Raw genomic sequence first — 17204 nt, 5'->3', positions numbered from 1 at the left:
TGCATGATTACCAGGTCCGAGCCGGGCCGGTATCAATGTGTACAAAGTTGCTACGTGGGTAATATCCTACACCACCCGCACGCATTTTTAACGCGGCCTTGCGGATATTACTCAGTTGGATACCTTCGATATGGAAATCCATCGCCTGCCCTTTGGTATGGTAGCTGTGCTTGGCCACACCGCGGCTGTGCGATCGCAATTCATTATTGGTCCCCAGAGAACGATAACCAGAGACTAACTGAACCGGTTTGCTGGTTCCGAGCAGGCCCTGCAAACGATATAAATGATCGAACAGACGCGGGTCTATCGATTTCACTTTATTTGCACGGTAATCGCGGAAAAGATGATTTAGACGAGCCAGCTCTTCTTTATTATAACCTTTGCCATCAAAGAATTCGGCTTTAAGCGATTCTCCGGTATGCAGGTTATTTACTACCAGAATACGTGGGCGAGAAGTTGAAAGGCTGGCAAATGCTTGCCCTGGGAGCAGCGCTATACCCATGGCAGCCGTACCTAACGTTAACCACTTACGGCGGTGATGATCTATTTTGTCCATGTTTCTGTCAAACCCGGCAAGAATATCAAAAAAATATGCACAAAAAAGCGCACTGCCCGAACCATAACCGCCTACGCAGGCTGAGTCAACCCGTGATGTCCCGCGGTTTACCGGCCCCCAGAGTCTGGGCGCCGGCCATATGGTCCGATATTCTGACCGTTATTTATTTATAATTACTGCATTTATTGCATTAATTTTTCGGCCTGAGCCAAAATTTGTGCGCCGGATCTCACCGTATTATCGTAATTGTAAATATCTGTACGGAATTGTGGCTTTCCGTCATCAGATACCCAGGCGGTTAAATAATACAATTTAACCGGGATATGCTGACGTACATTGACATAGGTGGTATTTCCCTGTTTCAGGGTTGAAGAAACGCGGCTATTGTTCCAACCGGCATCCTGCAACAGCATATTGGCCAAATCGGACGCCTTATTTACCCGAACGCAACCGGAACTGAGCGCACGGATATCCTTTTGGAACAGATTATGATTCGGCGTATCGTGCAGATAGATGGCATCCGAACTGGGCATATTGAATTTGAAACGACCCAGCGAGTTGGTGGCGCCCGGTGCCTGACGAATGCGATACGGGAAGTTGCGCGCTGATACCATATTCCAGTCAATCATTGACGGATCAATCACTTCGGCATCGTTGCTCCAGCCGGAAAGCACGGTATAGCCGTGTTTACGGAAATAGTTGGCATCACGCATCGCTTTCGGCACGATGTCTTCACGCACCAGCGTGGTCGGTACGTTCCACGGCGGGTTAACCACCACATTATTCAATGCGCTGCTCATCATCGGCGTCTTGCGGCTGGGGCGACCAACGATCACCCGCGACGACAGCACTTCATTGCCATTCTGGTAATAGACCAGTGAATAGTTGGGAATATTGACCATGATGCCGTTGCTGACGCGTCCTGGCAGGATACGCAGCCGCTGAATGTTCAATGCCAGCAGCGACGCTCGCATTTGCGGCGACACGTTCAGCCATTCGCGCGTCCGCACGCCGATGATCCCGTCGGTACTCAGCCCCTGCCATTTCTGAAAGCGCTTCACACCCTCGACCAGTTCGCTGGAATACAGATTGTCAGCCATCGATGCCGCTGCTGGCGGCTGCTGCAATAGCGCGCCGTCGGTGGGCGCAGTGATATTATCCACCGGCGCCGCCGACGGGCTGACCACCGTGCCGCGGTTCTCGCGCAGCGCTTCTTCATCAACGGATAAATCGTCATCCGCCACCGGTGCGGCAGCGCGATTAACCACCGTCGGCTGTTGCGCAGGCAGACTGGCGGCGGGAATATCGCTCATCATGCCGGTACGCTGCAGTATCTCACGCAGCGCGGGGATATCGTTGCTGATCTCGCCCGGTCGCAGGCTCGGCCCATTAGCCAGTCGCGGCCAGGGGCGGCTATCGGCCAACATGTCACGCAGCGCTTGATGCATTTTGGCATATTGCGGGTGCTGTGGCGCCAGCGACTCAACGTACGCCTGCGCCTTGCCCTGCCGCACCGCCAACTGCCACTGGTTGATGACGGTACCCGGCGGCGTGGCCAGTTTGTACGGAATATTACTGTATAACCAGTTGTTGCCGTTGGCGCCGATTGACGACACAAACTGCAGATAACCGAGCATGGCGTCGGACAGGACGATATCCCGGCCCATATCGCTGATGGCCGGATCGGTCAGTTGCCTGACCCATTGGGTAAACTGCGGCTGTATGCCAGAAATGGCCAGTTCCGCCAATTGTTGCTGGAACTGCTGCACCGCCTCGCGATCCTGCCACATCGGCTGCATCTGATTGGCCGCATACAACGGCGCCAAGGTTGAAAGGTAGTGCGGTGTCACGCCGCCAGGCAACGCCGCAACCAGTTCGGAACGGCTTTGCGCGACCGACATGCTGGAGGACGCGGCGGGAAACGCCGGCACGGTGGCCCATGCGGGTAACGACGCGGCAAAACTACCTGCAATTGCGCAACTCAGCGCCAGACGTCGTACAGTGCTTCCTTTTATAAGCAACATCCCTTGCCCCCTGTATGCTCACAAAAATACATCAAAGTTTACTGCTTAATCCAAGTATACAAACAGAAAGGCTGCTTTGCTCTCAGACAGCACAGAATTACTGTTTATTTCATTAAGCTAGCCGATGGTTGTCGGCGGCCAAAAACGCACTATCATCCTCGTACCGAAAAAAAATAGCCACCCCAAGGCGGCTATTTTCAGATTTTTAAGGACGCTTTTGGCTTATGCCTGCGGCGCCTCCGCCGGGTTGGTCCCCACCGCCAGCGGTTCTGCGGCAAAGCCGCGCAGGCCGACCACGTGGACGTGTTCCTGATTCTGGAACACCTTACGCACCAGTTTATAGGTGGTGCCTTTTTCCGGACTGATATTTTCCGGCGCCGCGATGATCAGCTGCATTTCCAGTCGGTCGCACAGTTCGAACAGCGTAGCGATGGATTTGGCATCCAGACGCGCGGCTTCATCCAGGAACAACAGACGGCACGGCGAAATATCCTTGCCGCGCAGGCGGCGCGACTCTTCTTCCCAGCTCTGAACCACCATCACCAGGATCGACATGCCGGTCCCGATCGCTTCACCGGTAGACAAGGCGCCGCTTTCGGCCCGCAGCCAACCGTCGGAACCACGGAATACTTCGACTTCCAGTTCCAGATAGTTACGGTAATCCAGCAGCTCTTCGCCGATGGTTTGCGGCGTGCGCTGACCCATATCAATTTGCGGGTTCAGGCGCTGATACAGCTTGGCCAGCGCTTCGGAGAAGGTCAGCCGGTTGCTGTTGAACAGATCCTGGTGCTGTTCCTGCTGCTCTGACAGCACATCCAGCAGCGTGGCGTGGGCTTCGCGCACGTTGACATTCAAACGTACGCTCTTCACCTGACCAAAGGATACTGCCTGCAAGCCCTGGTTGAGCATGCGGATACGGTTCTGTTCGCGCTGAATGGTTTTGCGAATGATGTTCGCCACACTCTTGGAACTGATCGCCAGTTTTTGTTCACGTGCCGTCAGCTCTTCGGTCAATCGGCCCAGTTCGATTTCCATCTGTTCGATGGCCTCGACCGGATCGTCGGTACGAATGATATCCTGACGAATACGCTCACGTAGGTGCTGATACACCGCGATGTAGAACTGGATTTTACGTTCAGGCCGCTTCGGATCTTCCGACAGGCGCAGCACGTCGCGCAGATGCTCGTTGTCCGCAACCGCCAGACGCAATGCACCCAGCGCCTTATCCGACATCGAGCGCAGTTCGTCGCCGTCCATATAAGCCAGTTCACGACGGTGCAGACGGCGTTCGACGCCGTTGTCTTTCACCATGCGCATCACTGCGCACCAGCCGGCCTTGGCGGTCACCACCTGCTCACGCAACTGATGATAATCGCGTTCCAGCTTGCGCAGTTTCTTCTGCAGGCTGTCCATTTCCGCTTCGCAGAAGGTCAGCTGTTTTTCCAGCTGGTTACGACGGGCGCGGTTATTGCTCAGCGCAGCATGCAGTTCGTCACGGCGCTGACGCGCACGCGCTTCGGCGTTGGCATCGGCCTGTACGCCGATGTCGACCAGTTCCTGGCTCAGCTCTTTCAGCATGTCGCGTTTGGCGTCGTAGGAACTTTTCAGCGACGCCAGCACCTGACTGTACTGGGTAAACTGGGTCTGATACTGGCGCAGCCGATCGCGGGCACGGCTGCGCTCCGCTTCTGCCTGCTCCAGCCGCTGACGCAACTTGTCGTTAAGATCGTTGTTGGCATTTTGCATACCGGCGGAATCGGTGTAGCTGAAGTGTGCACGACGCTGCACCACTTCAGTCAGGGAAAACGCCTGTTGCTTGGCCTGACGCTGTACGCTCTGCGCCTGCTGGTAATCCTGCTGCAGCTGCTCGTGCTGTTCGGGATCGCTTTGCAACACCGATACCAGCGGTTCCAGCCTGGTCAGCGATACGCCATGCTGTTGCAGATAACGCGCAGCATCCTGCGCTTCCTCGAGCTCTTCGTGCAGCTCTTCCACCCGATCCTGCAAGGTGTCGTCATTCAGCAAGGAAACCAGCGGCGTCAGACGGTTCAACGCCGAAATGCCTTCTTTTGCCTGCTCGTATTGCTGACGCTGCTGCTGGTTCTGCGCTTCATGATTATTCAGCGCACGTTCGATTTCGTTGCGACGGCCGTTGAGCGTGCGAATTTCCGCTTCCGGATCGGCGTCAAACGCCACCGCCAGGTGTGTGCCGATAAACCGGCTGAATGCCTGGTGAGAGCGCTGGGTTTTCTGCACGTCGAACGACAGGTTGGCATAACGTTCAGCCAACGATTCGCGCTCTGCGTGCAACACTTCCAGACGCTGCTCACGCGCCGCGCGGCCAAACAGTGGCACTTCCGGGAAGCGGGAATAACGCCATTGGCGGTCGGCGATTTTCACCACCACCGCTTTTTCCTGTTCTTCAACGGCAAACACGCTGTCATCGAACGACTGTGGATCCCCTTCGATCAGATAGAGATCTTCCGGGCAATCTTCCAGACCTTCCAGCATCTCGCGAACCAGCGACAGATCCGGTACCACGATCGCATGACGTGACGGGCCGTACAGCGCCGAGAAGTACGGCGCATCGTCGATGGTTACATCGTCATAAATTTCAGACAGCAATACGCCACCGAAGCGTTCAGCCAGGGTCACCAGACGCTGGTCTTCCGCGCCGCTCGGCTGGCTGAGACGTTCGATTTGTGCGTCGATCTCGCGTTTGCGGGCAGCCACTTCATCACGCTCAACCGTGGTTTCACGTTCGCGTTCCAGCAACTGCTGCATGTACTCGGTAACCTGCTGGCTGTTTTCCAGCGGCTCGCCGCTCTGTTCGCTCAACTGGCCCAGTGAATCCTGCGCCGCCAGCCATACCGGCGCGCGCACGGTCAACTCTTTGATACGCTGTTGGATCTGCTCCAGTTCCTGGCGCATTTCCATCCGCCGTTCGCCGGCTTCGCTGACGTTCAGCGACAGCGACTCCAGTCGTTCCTCCAACTCTTGCTGCAAGGCGTCAAGCTCGTCCGGCTGGTAATCTCGCCCCTGGCGTTTGCAGAACTCCTGCAACAAACGCTCGGCGTCCTGCTGCGAACGCAGGCGCTGTTCCAGTTCGCTCAGGCGCAGGCGCAACGGCTGTACGCGTTCCGCCTGATGCTGCTGTGAAGGCCAATCGCGCAACAGCTCGCGCGCGGTTTGCCAGGCTTCGCTGCGGCTGACTTCGCCGGCGATCTTGCACACCAGCTGATAGGCCTGCTCGAACTGGCTGTGAGCAGCATCGGCCACGCTCAGCTTCTGCTCCAGCTTCAGCAAGGCGTCGGTTGCCTCCTGCTCGCGAGCCTGGAAGGTTTCCAGCCACTGCTCGGCGTTTTCGGCGCTCAGCTCCGGCAATTGGCACAGCGCGCGCGCGCGCTCCAACGCCTGTAACGCCTGCTGATACTGGATGGCACGCGTTTGCTGCACGTCCAGTGCCTGCTGGTAATCGGCCAACTGACTTTTCAGCTCGTCCACTTCCAGCTCGGCCGCTTCGGCGCGTGCTTCGTTTTCCGCCTGCTGTTCGCTGGCCTCCGCCACCACTTCGTTCTGTTCTTCCAGCCGGTAGGTCAGCTCTTCCAGGTCGGCTTCGTAACGTGCGATCTTTTCCTGCTGGCGCATTGCGGTCTGCACCAGGTTCAGGTGATCGCTGGCCGCCTGGTAGTCGGTTTCCAAATCCGATTCGGCACCGCTTTGCTCACCCAGCTCACGTGCCATTTCCACGTGGCGATACTGCTCGGCGGCCAGCTGCTTGCGGCTACCGAACAAATCGTTGCGCAGCACCAACGCGCCATCCAGATGGATGCGCCGTTCATTGGCGTGACGCATATAGTCCGCCGCCACGTAGGATGTGGCTTCGGAAATCAGGTGCTTAAACAGGTCACGGTCGGATTGGGTGACGCGAATCGCTTCCAGCGTCATGCGGTTTTCGCGCAATGCGGCTTCCATATCCTGAAACGCCTTGCGCACGCCGCTGTTTTCCGGCAACAGGTAATCACGCAGCGAGCGGGTAATGGCGCTGGAAATCCCACCGTACAGCGAGGCTTCGATCAGACGATAGAATTTGCTGCGATCCGCCGAGGAACGCAGACGTTTCGGGATCACGCCCAGGTCAAACATCAGCGAGTGATAGTCGGTGATCGAGTTGAACTGTTTGAACTGCACCCCTTCCATCTCTTCGACGCGTTCTTTTAATTCTTGTAGCGACAGTACGCGAGCCTGACGCTCGCCCACCGTCTGGGTCAGAATTTCGGTCGGCTGGACCGACGTCGGCAGCCCCTGGATGGTGAACGGCTTGATGTCGACCTTGCGATCGCGGCCGGCAACCTGTTGCAAACGAACCCCCACCACCACCCGCTGGTGACGCGAGTTAACCACGTCGAGGGTGGAATAACACACCCCGGCACGCAATTTGCCATGCAGGCCTTTGTCGCGCGAACCGCTGGTGGCACCAGCTTCGGTGGTATTGCGAAAGTGCAGCAGCGTCAGGTCCGGGATTAATGCCGTAACAAACGCCGCCATGGTGGTGGATTTACCGGCGCCGTTGCCACCGGAAAGCGTGGTGACCAATTCATCCAGATCAAAAGTGCGGGCGAAGAAACCGTTCCAGTTAATCAGCGTCAGTGAGCGAAATTTACCGCGTTCAATCATTCCTGTTCATCCTCTGCACTGTCCGGGGTGTGGTCCGTCGATGGATCTTCGCTGTCCGACTCGTCATTCAGCAGCAGGCTATTTTCCACCGGCATCGCTTCACCGTCACGGATCATGCGCAACTGCGCCTCACGTGGATCGTCTCCGCTGCGCACGTCCGCGCCAAAGCGGAACACCGCTTCGGTGATACGGAATTTGCTGCTGTCGCCGCCCATGAAATAGACCATGCCCAAACGACGCAGGCGGTTCAGCGAGGTGCGCACTTTTTCGTGCAGTTTCTGGCGATCCAGGTCAGAGCCGGTTGAGCGCTGATTGACGAACTTCAACAGTTTGTTTTCATCCGCCAGGCTCAGTAGTTCGTCATACAGTTCCTGGTGGCTGAAGATACCTTCATGCGCCAGGCGCTCCGGGCTCAGGTAGAGATAGCAGAGTATCTTGCCCACCATCATGTCCAGCTCGGACAGTACCGAACGCGGGATCAGCGTGGTGGAGCGCGGTCGCAGATAGAAGAACCCTTCCGGCGCGCGGATCAGCTCCACGCTGTAGCGGCCGTAAAATATTTCCAGCTCGTCCTGAAAATCCATTAAGAAGGCGTGGTTGTCCAGCTCATCGATGCCGATATGACGACCCGCACGCAGTTGGCTGTCAAGCGCCGGGAACAGCGCGTTAGACAATGCCTTGGCCAGTTTCACTGGCATAATGTGTTCAATATTTGTCGATGACATGGGCCTGTACCTTGGCTCCGTAATCATTGATTGCCTGCCATTGCGCCGGCAACCCTGAAAAATCAGCTTCAGCCACACCAAGGCGCACTGCCTGGTCGACCACTAAGCGTGCTACGTCAAAATGACGCGCACGCGGATATTGCGCCAGATAATCGCGCATTACCGCCCCTAAATTGAGCGGCAACTGTTGTTCCTGATAAACCTTCAGCGCCTGTTCGATCATCGCAGCCAGCTGTTCACGGATCTCGCTGAACTCTTCGAACTCCAGATCCGGCGGCAGTTCGCCGGTCACTTCATCGCTGCGCAGTGCCAGCTCTTCATCGCGCATGTCCAGCAGACGGTCGGCATTGGCATGCGTCAGCGTCCACGGATTGTCGAAATAGTTTTGCACCGATTGACGCAGACGCTGGGCGAATACGCGGTTTTTATCCATGTCGATCGCGGTACGGATAAACTTGTGCACATGGCGGTCGTAGCCGATCCACAGATCGATCGCCTGCTGACCCCAACTGATAATACGATCCAGCTTGCTTTGCAGGTCAAACACCAGCTTGTCGACGAAGCCCAGCTCCATCTCCCCCAGCGTGGCATCCTGAATGCGCAACAGATTGGCCTGCAGCTTGTCCCCTGCCGCTTCCAGCGTATCCTGCAGTTCGCGCAGCGTGCCGGAGGTTTCCGACAGCAGCATTTCGCAACTGGAGATCGCGGCGCGCCAATCCTGGTTGAGCAGCGCGGCGATGTCTTCCTTTACCCCCTGCTGCTGTTCATCCATCACTCGCTGGGTCATGTCGATGCTGTCAAAGATTTCAGCCACCGAATATTTCAGCGGTGCAAACACGTTGCGGTGCCAATGGAAATCATCTCCGCCTTCTTCGGCGGCGTCGGCGGCGCGCTTCAGCTCCTGCGCCACGATCGACAGCTGCATCGACAGACGCAGGGTAGAGAACTCGCGCTGACGGATATAGTAATCGGTAATACCGATACCGAGCGGCGTTAGACGGTAGATGGCGTTGCCGTCCGCCAGTTCGCTGGTAAACCGGTTCAACAGGCGCTGGCGCACCATGTCGTTTATCGCATTGTTGGCGCGGATCGCTACCGTTTCATGCGTCTGTTCAAACCCTTTGCTGACATGGCGAAATGCATCAACCAGCTCACCTTCGCTCATCTCGCCGTCCAGTCGCTCGCCGTTCAAGGTGGCGATGGCGAGCAGAAACGCGAGACGCTCCGTAGGGAGCGAAATAGAGAAATCATTTTTCCGTGCCCAGGCGACCAGTTCGGGTACAGTCTGGGAAAATTCACTCATAGTTCGTCCTTCAGGTTTGGTTTATGCGCCATGACGTGAATATAGCGCCCCAAACTCACATACGGCTCCTGCCGGCAATAGTGTTGTTCAAGCGCCAGTAATTCTTCAAATTTTTGTGTCTGCAATTGCCTGCTCTGCAGATAATCGTGGAACACCCGCACCCCGGTCTTACCGCCGATGCGCATTCCCAGACTCTCCAGCCAGCCGTAAACCTGCGGCGGGCTGTGCGGGTATTGTGGCGACAACGAGCGCTTGCGGCGGCGTCTGACTTCCGGGTTGACCAACTGAAAGTTACCCAATACCACATTGCGCATCAATAGGCCGTTGGCATTGAAAAACATCAGCGACAGCGCGCCGCCGGGCAGCAGGCAGTCGTACAGCGCTTTTAATGCCACCTGCGGCTCGGCAATCCATTCAAGCACAGCATGGAACAATACCAGATCGACCGGCTGTTCCAAATGTTGGCCGATCTCCTGAGCCGAACTTTGTATGAATTGCATGTTCTGGCTCACACCTTTTTGCTCGGCCAACTGCGCCGCGCGCTGGATCATCTCACCAGAAAGATCGCACAACAACACCTGATGTCCTAATTCTGCCAGTTGGCAGGCCATATGGCCCTCGCCGCCGCCGGCGTCAAGGATGCGCAACGGCCGCGGCGGCAACTGCGCCAGCAACGTGGTCAGATCCTGCCACACCACCGCCTGGCGAATCTTCCCTTTGGTGGTGCCGTAAATGTTACGCGCAAACTTTTCAGCAATATCGTCAAAATTGCGATCGTGCATTGGACAACGGCTCCGCTGATGTTCTTTTGGCGTGGGGCAACGCACCCGCCCATTCAAACCTGCTATTTTGGCACAGACTGGCATAGAATAAATCTTCTTGCGGCCTGATTGCGCCCGGATGTCGTTTTTTCGCCCAAAAGGACCTGATTTCTGATGCTGTTTACCCTGAAAAAGTTTATCGGCGCCATTTTGATGCCGTTGCCCGCGCTCTTGCTGCTGATGGCTCTGGCCTTATTGCTGCTGTGGTTTACCCGTTGGCAAAAAAGCGCCAAAGTGATTCTCAGTCTGAGCTGGCTATTTTTACTGCTTTTCAGTCTGCAACCGGTGGCCGATCGACTGCTGCGACCTATTGAGTCAGAATATGTTACGTATAACGGTAATGACCCGGTGAATTATATCGTGGTTTTGGGGGGAGGTTATACTTTCAATCCGCAATGGGCGCCGAGCTCCAATCTGATTGGCAACAGTTTACCGCGCGTTACCGAAGGGGTGCGGCTTTACCTGAGCCACCCGGGGGCAAAAATGGTGTTTACCGGCGCGCGCGGCGCCAATACCCTCAGCAATGCGGAAACCGCGGCGCGGGTTGCGGCCAGCCTTGGCGTGCCACGCAGCGATATAGTGGTGCTGGATCGGCCGCTCGACACCGAACAGGAAGCAATGCAGGTGGCGCAATTGGTTGGCAAGCAGCGGTTTATTCTGGTGACTTCGGCCAATCATCTGCCGCGTGCGATGCGTTTCTTTGAAGCACAGGGATTGCAACCGATCCCGGCGCCGGCCAATCAGTTGGCGATCGCCTCACCGCTCAATATCTGGGATCGGGTGATGCCTTCGGCCATGTTCCTCGGACACAGCGAGCGCGCCTGGTATGAAACGCTCGGCAGCCTGTGGCAGCGATTAAAGGGACAGGATGCAGCGCCGGCGGTGGATCAAGGCTCGTCAGCCGGCCAGCCACGGCATTAACTGCTGCGACGCAACGTCAAACTGCGGCCGATCCAGTTTACCGGTGTGAATCATGCGCCCCATCGCTTCCCAGATGACATACAGCCAGCGCCGCGCCAGAAAGGATTCCGCCACCGGCGCTCGCCGTAGGTAATGGAACAGCAGCTGGCTGGGCATCCCCGCCTCGCACAGTCTGAACAGGTCATATTCTCGCGGCGCCCACAGCATCATGCCGGGATTAATCATCGCCAACAGTTGATCGGTTTTGGCATCCTTGAGCATGCTGCGCAGCGACAGATTGCCGTGTACCAGCACGCAAGGGTCGTCAAATCCGACGAAAAAATGGGTCAATGACTCACGCGTGCGGTACAGCAATCGGCGGTCGGCCATGGTAAGCAGGCGAGAATCCTGGTTGTTAAGGGTGGACCACAGCACTTCTATCCGTTGCTGATACCAACAGAACCAATCGTTTTCCTGTGTGCTGTCGACGGTGCCGACGCAGCCGTGGCTGTCGATGCGATGCCAGGCCAGCATGCCGTCGACGATCTGCTCCATCAGCATATGCCAACGATCCGGCGTGCGGCTAGGCGCTTCAACGGCAACGCCGCGCAAGCGCTCAATCAGCAACACCTCAGAGTATGGCGCCTGTTGGGTGTAAATCACGCCGAATACCGCCGGCAGGCGCACGTCACCTTCCCGTGCCAGCATCGACAGCTTGTAGGCCTCCTGCTGGGCAATACCCGCGCAGACAAAGCTCTTCGCCACCAATGGGATGGCATGCCCCTGCCGATCGTACAGCGAATACAGGTGTGCATACGGCTGTTCACTGACACGCTCCAGCCGGCTGACTGGCTCACCCAGTACTCTGCTCAGTTCGGCACGTAACTGTTCCACTTAGGCTAAACCTCACGAAATCGTAGAGAACGCCTTACATCATCGAACGATGAACGGGAAAATTCCTCAACGCAGATCAATAAAACGGGGATAACGCAGGGGGATCTGCCGCCGGCACGGGCGTACCGACGGCGCTGGGCATAGCGACTTAACGCCGTAGGCTGTCGCGCACGCGTTGTAAATCGTCCGGCGTATCGACGCCGACGCTTGGAATGGCCTTGGCCACCGCGACGTGGATCTTTTCGCCGTACCACAGCACTCGCAGCTGCTCCAACAGTTCGATCTGTTCTAACGGGCTCGGCGCCCAACTGACATAACGGCGTACAAACCCGGCGCGGTAGGCATAAATACCAATATGTCGCAGCAGGCTGTCGCCGATCTGTTCCCTGCTCTGGGCAAAACGCTCACGATCCCACGGGATGGTGGCCCGTGAAAAGTACAGCGCGTAGCCTTTCTCGTCCATTACCACCTTGACCGCATTGGGATTAAAGGCCTCTTCCGCCGTTTCGATCGGTACCGCCAGGGTTGCCATGCCGGCGCTGCTGCTGGCCAGGTTTTCGGCCACCTGCCGAACAATCACCGACGGGATCAGCGGCTCGTCACCCTGCACGTTGACGATGATTTGATCGTCGGCAAAACCGTAATGCTCGATCACCTCTGCAAGACGCTCGGTGCCGGAATGGTGATCCGGGCTGGTCATGCAGACTTCACCGCCGGCAGCTTCTACCGCGCGGGCAACGTCGGGATGATCGGTGGCAACAATCACGCGAGCGGCGCCGGACTCGCGCGCGCGCTCCATCACGTGTACCACCATCGGTTTACCGTGGATGTCTGCCAACGGTTTGCCCGGCAAACGGCTGGATGCATAACGAGCAGGAATGATAGCGATAAAACTCATGCGTGTTTCTCGTCCAGTGGCAGCGTACGCGCCTCATTTTCCAGCAGCACCGGGATACCGTCGCGTAACGGATAGGCCAGACCGTCCAGCTTACACACCAGCTCCTGATTTTCTTTATTGAAGTACAACTTTCCGTTGCAGACCGGGCAGGCAACGATTTCGAGTAAACGGTGATCCATGCTTCCTCCATGCGGGGAATGTGACATCAGGAAAGTGCAACAGAATAGCATATCGTCCAGCGGCAGGTTAATCATCGGTGATGCAACTGCTGCTCTTTTCCCCAAGCGGGTTTTACGGTTGTATTACGCACCGCATCGGTGTAAATTATGTGACACGCATCACATAATTAATGTTATACCTGCAAATGATGAAACGTATTCACAAAATCATCGCCCTGTTTGCCAATTTCAGCAACTGAGGCTCAGCTTGTAACGAACGGCGCTGTCACTCGTTTTACCCCCCCATAACAACGTCGTTCGTTATCCCACGTCCCAACCGCTGCCCCATTCGCTACGGACCGAAGCCGGTATCTCCCCCAGCGTGACCCGCGTGGCGCCATGCCATTTGGCCATTCGCTCGATCGCCTGAAAAACATCCTGACAACGCTGCCGCCCCATACGTACCTGTGGCTCGGTATAAAAACTGATGACTTCAAACTCCGCTTTGCGACGGTGCATTTTTGCATCAATACGCCCAATCAATTCACCACGCTGCAGCACCGGCAACGTGAAATAGCCATATTGCCGTTTTTCTTTCGGCGTATAGCATTCGAGCCGGTACTCAAAATTGAACAGCTGCTGGGCGCGGCGGCGATCCCACACCACCGGATCGAAGGGCGACAGTAACGTGGTGACGCTAGATTTCAATTTGCCCTGTTGCGCCAGCGCCAATTGCTGCGCCAGCGAATGGTGCACATAGCATGTGCCGTCGAGCCCGCTGACCTGTACCGGCATGATTTCGTCAGCTCGCGTCAGGCGATCCAGTAGTTTTTGCGGCGATACGCGTTTCAGGCGATAGTAATCCGCCAGCCACTCCGGCTTGAAAATGCCCAGATAACGGCAGCTACGAGTCAACATCTCCTCACGTGCCGCCGCCGCGGGCAGTGCCTGGGTAGCATCGTGCCAATCCGGTAACAGACGTTCGGTAAGATCGTAAACGCGGTGGAAATTACGGCGTTCGGCCACCATCAGCCGGCCGGCGGTAAATAAAATCTCCAGATGGCGTTTTTCTGGTTTCCAGTCCCACCAGCCGTTGCTGCCCTTTTTTTCGGCGTTGAAATCGGCTGAACGCACCGGGCCTTGCTCAGCCACGTATGCCAGCAAATCGTCAATCGCGGCCTGATGTTTGTCGACCCAGGCTTGAGAATATTTCCAGCCCATACCCTGCGGATCCAGCATGCGGTGGCGCAATAACGCAAAATCTTCAATCGGCAGGAAACAGGCTTCGTGCGCCCAATATTCAAACAGCTGGCGCCCCGCTAACGCCTGCTCCAGCCACTCGGGAGAATAGGCGCCCAATCGACTGAACAGCACCAGATACGGGCTGCGTGCGACCACGCTGATGGTATCGATCTGCAATAATCCCATGCGCCGAATGGCGGCAATCACATCGTCAGGTCTGGCTTTGCGTTTGCTGGGAACCAGCAGGCCCTGAGCGGCAAGATGCAGCGAGCGGGCAGCGGCGAGCGAAATTTGTGGTATTGGCATGCGGACATCCAGGTGATTTGGCAATCGCCTGATGATAGTGGAATTTGGGGGATTTTTCTTCGCCAGTGCTTGGGGGTGGCGGCACCGGCACTGGCGAGGAAGGAGTGCCTTAGAACGCGATGACGTCTGCGGCGGACAGCCCGTGAGAGCTGCGGTAGATCGAGAACTCGACGTTCTGACCTTCGTTTAACGATTTATTTTTGGTATTGGCGATAGCACGGCGGCTAACATAAATTTCGTCACTACCATCAACCGGAGAAATAACGCCATAGCCTTCGGCTTGGTCATACCATTTCACTCGGCCCATTTTTAACACGGTATTTTTAAACATAGATTCTATCCTTTTACTTGAGCATCCATGACAACGTCATTTTTATTATTGTCGGGACGCTACCAGCCCATCCTAAAGTTTTTCGTAACAAACCTCTCGTGAGCAAAAAATTAAAAAACCCGCACTACGGCGGGCTTGGTGTACTTAATATCTTCCGCAGGGAGTGGCAATAGTGCCCGTGTCCCGGTTGTATTAAGAACGTTTACGCTATTGACTGTGATTACAGAGCAACAACGTTGGCGGCAGCCGGCCCGCGCGGGCTGTCCTGGATGGTATACTCGACACGCTGGCCTTCAGCCAGAGTCTTGAAACCGTCGGTCATGATTGCGGAGAAGTGTACGAATACGTCTTTACCGCCGTCGTGTTGCTCAATGAAACCAAAACCTTTGCTCTCGTTGAACCACTTAACTTGACCAGTCTTCTTAGACATTACTTTTACCTTTAAATATATTTACAAAATCTGCCATAAGGCAATGGTGGCCGTTTTCAGAAACATTACTTATGGGAGATACTTAGAAGGTTCGTCTTTGAAGCGGAATCGAAAGATAACGACTTTGAAGGAACTGCATAACTCAACATCTAAATCTAAACTCGAACATAAATAGGTCTGTATCACAGGCCGACTTGCATTTACTCATAAAACAACGACAAGCACAAGTGGTTTATCAAACCATTTTTAATTTAACCCACAGTTTAATTTTATCACAATGATTACATTGGTTTTATTTTTATAAAAAACTGCCCGTCGGCAAGCCTTCTCCGCTTCCAGATACCCATACGCAGCGCGCAAACGTCAGCAAATGAGAGCTAACGCATAAAAATCTAATATGTTTGAGCCGGTTATAACAAAACCATGGTCAGATAGCTAAACTTGAGTTGAAAACAAGGCAGATGGCCGCCTGGCCAGTACGATCGCCGAAAATAATAATTTCAGATTATGCTGAATTAAGGAGCTATGCGCATGACCGCCCAGCAGTTCATCTCACCGAATGAAATCCGTGCCAAATTCTCGCATGCCATGTCTGATATGTATCAAAAGGAAGTGCCGTTATACGGCGCTCTGCTTGATTTGGTGGCCGAAACCAACCGGGAACTGTTGAGTAATGACGCCGAGTTGGCGCATCAACTGCAAATTACCGGTGAGATTGAGCGGCTGGCAATGGAACGCCATGGCGCCATTCGGGTTGGTACCGCCCACGAATTGGCTACCCTGAGGCGACTGTTTAACGTTATGGGCATGGCGCCGGTCGGTTATTACGATCTGGCGGTCGCTGGTGTCCCCGTGCATTCCACCGCATTTCGTGCGGTACATGAAAAAGATCTGCAAACCAGTCCGTTTCGCGTATTTACCTCACTGCTGCGTCTGGAATTGATTGAACAGCCCGAACTGCGCGCACTGGCTGAACGACTGCTGGGCCGCCGGCAGATCTTCACCGAGCGAGCGCTGGAGCTCATCACCCTGCACGAGGCGCAAGGCGGTCTCGACCGCACACAGGCAAGCGAGTTTATCGAACAGGCGCTGGAAACCTTTCGTTGGCACTCCCAGGCGACTGTCAGCGCAGCCGAGTATCGGCAACTGCACGACCAACACCGTTTAATCGCCGACGTGGTGGCCTTTAAAGGCCCGCATATCAACCACCTGACGCCGCGTACGCTGGATATCGACCTGGTGCAAGACGGCATGCCGCAGCGTGGCATTACGCCGAAGGCGGTGATTGAAGGCCCGCCTCGCCGTAAATGCCCGATCCTGTTACGGCAAACCAGCTTCAAGGCGCTTGAAGAGCCGGTGGCATTTGTCGAACACAACGGCACTACGGTTGCCGGCCACCACACCGCACGCTTTGGCGAAATTGAACAACGCGGCGTCGCACTGACGCCGAAAGGCCGGGCGCTGTACGACCGTTTGCTGCAAGCCACCAACCATGCCTTGCAGGCGGCGCCGAGCGAAAAAAATGCCGATCGGTATAACCAGTTATTACAGGATAACTTCCAATCGTTTCCCGACGATTATACCACCCTGCGCGAACAGCAGCTGGCATGGTTCCGCTACTTCCCCACCGAGTGCGGGTTGGCGGCCAAAGACAGCCTTGATAAACACAGCTCGCTGGAACAGCTGATCGCGCAAGATTATGTGCGTTTCCAACCGCTGGTATACGAGGATTTTCTGCCGGTCAGCGCGGCGGGCATCTTCCAATCAAATCTGGGAGACAATCAGCACGCACAATATAATGCAGCGTCGAGCCGCTCGGCCTTTGAGATGGCGCTGGGTGCGCAAGTGATCGATGAATTGACGTTATATCAGCAAACGCAGCAGCGTTCTGTACAGGCCTGCGCGCAAGCGTTGGGACTTGACGCGCTGGCGCTGTAAG

At 55.8% G+C, this 17204-nt stretch carries 14 protein-coding genes; 2 read left to right on the top strand and 12 right to left on the bottom strand.

All coding sequences use genetic code 11. The features are described from left to right. Positions 1 to 7: 7 nt before the first annotated feature. The 6 genes from mepK to cmoM all read right to left on the bottom strand — a co-directional run bounded on the left by mepK (position 8) and on the right by cmoM (position 10067). Positions 8 to 556, bottom strand: a complete 549-nt coding sequence (mepK, locus tag ACCC84_RS01930; RefSeq protein WP_004964757.1) for a peptidoglycan L,D-endopeptidase MepK — start codon at positions 554 to 556, stop codon at positions 8 to 10. 182 nt (positions 557 to 738) lie between these two features. After that, the gene (gene ldtD, locus ACCC84_RS01925) at positions 739 to 2580 is read right to left on the bottom strand and encodes a L,D-transpeptidase (protein ID WP_039992253.1); all 1842 of its coding nucleotides are present in this window, start codon (positions 2578 to 2580) and stop codon (positions 739 to 741) included. Between the two features lie 222 nt (positions 2581 to 2802). Continuing rightward, positions 2803 to 7257 (bottom strand): chromosome partition protein MukB, encoded by a 4455-nt coding sequence (gene mukB, locus ACCC84_RS01920; RefSeq protein ID WP_004964763.1) that lies wholly within the window; start codon positions 7255 to 7257, stop codon positions 2803 to 2805. After that, positions 7254 to 7982 carry a chromosome partition protein MukE gene (gene mukE, locus ACCC84_RS01915; protein ID WP_039992254.1) on the bottom strand — a complete coding sequence of 243 codons (729 nt, stop codon included), beginning with the start codon at positions 7980 to 7982 and terminating at the stop codon, positions 7254 to 7256. Before mukE ends, mukB begins: the two co-directional genes overlap by 4 nt. Further along, positions 7963 to 9285, bottom strand: coding sequence for a chromosome partition protein MukF (mukF, locus tag ACCC84_RS01910; RefSeq protein WP_004964768.1), 1323 nt, complete (start codon positions 9283 to 9285; stop codon positions 7963 to 7965). The genes mukE and mukF overlap by 20 nt, the downstream gene beginning before the upstream one ends. Further along, entirely contained in the window at positions 9282 to 10067 is a 786-nt protein-coding gene (cmoM, locus tag ACCC84_RS01905) for a tRNA uridine 5-oxyacetic acid(34) methyltransferase CmoM (RefSeq protein WP_371901492.1), read from the bottom strand. The genes mukF and cmoM overlap by 4 nt, the downstream gene beginning before the upstream one ends. Before the next feature lie 153 nt (positions 10068 to 10220). Between cmoM and elyC the strand changes: the two genes are divergently transcribed. Beyond that, positions 10221 to 11027, top strand: a complete 807-nt coding sequence (gene elyC / locus ACCC84_RS01900) for an envelope biogenesis factor ElyC (protein WP_004964774.1) — start codon at positions 10221 to 10223, stop codon at positions 11025 to 11027. On the opposite strand, the gene ACCC84_RS01895 is transcribed toward elyC, so the two are convergent. From ACCC84_RS01895 to cspE, 6 genes are all read right to left on the bottom strand, one after another. After that, positions 11004 to 11900 carry a YcbJ family phosphotransferase gene (locus ACCC84_RS01895; RefSeq protein WP_004964779.1) on the bottom strand — a complete coding sequence of 299 codons (897 nt, stop codon included), beginning with the start codon at positions 11898 to 11900 and terminating at the stop codon, positions 11004 to 11006. The genes elyC and ACCC84_RS01895 overlap by 24 nt on opposite strands. Before the next feature lie 148 nt (positions 11901 to 12048). Continuing rightward, positions 12049 to 12798, bottom strand: a complete 750-nt coding sequence (gene kdsB / locus ACCC84_RS01890) for a 3-deoxy-manno-octulosonate cytidylyltransferase (protein WP_004964780.1) — start codon at positions 12796 to 12798, stop codon at positions 12049 to 12051. Further along, positions 12795 to 12977 (bottom strand): Trm112 family protein, encoded by a 183-nt coding sequence (locus tag ACCC84_RS01885; protein WP_039992255.1) that lies wholly within the window; start codon positions 12975 to 12977, stop codon positions 12795 to 12797. Before ACCC84_RS01885 ends, kdsB begins: the two co-directional genes overlap by 4 nt. A gap of 300 nt (positions 12978 to 13277) precedes the next feature. Then, positions 13278 to 14504 carry a winged helix-turn-helix domain-containing protein gene (locus ACCC84_RS01880; RefSeq protein ID WP_371901491.1) on the bottom strand — a complete coding sequence of 409 codons (1227 nt, stop codon included), beginning with the start codon at positions 14502 to 14504 and terminating at the stop codon, positions 13278 to 13280. A 109-nt stretch (positions 14505 to 14613) separates the two neighbouring features. Continuing rightward, positions 14614 to 14835 carry a cold-shock protein gene (locus tag ACCC84_RS01875; RefSeq protein WP_004964790.1) on the bottom strand — a complete coding sequence of 74 codons (222 nt, stop codon included), beginning with the start codon at positions 14833 to 14835 and terminating at the stop codon, positions 14614 to 14616. A 220-nt stretch (positions 14836 to 15055) separates the two neighbouring features. Next, on the bottom strand, positions 15056 to 15265 hold the full coding sequence (gene cspE / locus ACCC84_RS01870) for a transcription antiterminator/RNA stability regulator CspE (protein WP_004928244.1): 210 nt from the start codon (positions 15263 to 15265) through the stop codon (positions 15056 to 15058). A 531-nt stretch (positions 15266 to 15796) separates the two neighbouring features. On the opposite strand from cspE, the gene hglS reads away from it, so the two are divergent. Further along, positions 15797 to 17203, top strand: a complete 1407-nt coding sequence (hglS, locus tag ACCC84_RS01865) for a 2-oxoadipate dioxygenase/decarboxylase HglS (protein WP_039992258.1) — start codon at positions 15797 to 15799, stop codon at positions 17201 to 17203. The last annotated feature ends 1 nt before the right edge of the window (position 17204 follow it).

The sequence above is a fragment of the Serratia odorifera genome (assembly GCF_041448735.1).
Classification (GTDB): Bacteria; Pseudomonadota; Gammaproteobacteria; order Enterobacterales; family Enterobacteriaceae; genus Serratia_F; species Serratia_F odorifera.
Note: the sequence above shows the minus strand (reverse complement) of the source record. Positions and strands in the feature narration are given on the sequence as shown.